This window comes from Pseudomonas sp. EL_65y_Pfl2_R96 (assembly GCF_963970905.1).
Classification (GTDB): Bacteria; Pseudomonadota; Gammaproteobacteria; order Pseudomonadales; family Pseudomonadaceae; genus Aquipseudomonas.
In genome coordinates this window covers 1-255 of the sequence record NZ_CAXAQH010000476.1, presented here as the reverse complement: position 1 = coordinate 255, position 255 = coordinate 1, and the positions used below count along the sequence as shown (strand labels likewise).

The following is a 255-nucleotide window of genomic DNA, read 5'->3' as shown; positions in this document are numbered from 1 at the left end:
TCAACGGGGTGCCTTTTGCCGAACTCGACCCTGAAGTATTACGCCATGGCGATGCCTGGGTGCTCAAACCGGCGGCCAGCTGGCATGGCTTCGGTGACCTGGGCGCCGACTACTGCATGCTGGACCCAATCAAGGTCACGGTGCTGACGCCTGGCCAGAGGCTCGACGGTCAAATGGAGAACAGTGGCATCCCCGCGCCGCTGGTGTCGTCCTTCCTCTCCAGTCGCGGCATCGTGGTTGAGAAGACTGAGCCGT

General features: G+C 62.4%; 1 pseudogene. It reads left to right on the top strand.

Going from position 1 to position 255, the window contains the following annotated elements:
* Positions 1 to 255 (top strand): annotated as a pseudogene (locus tag AACY49_RS31650) (arginine decarboxylase); the annotation flags it as partial.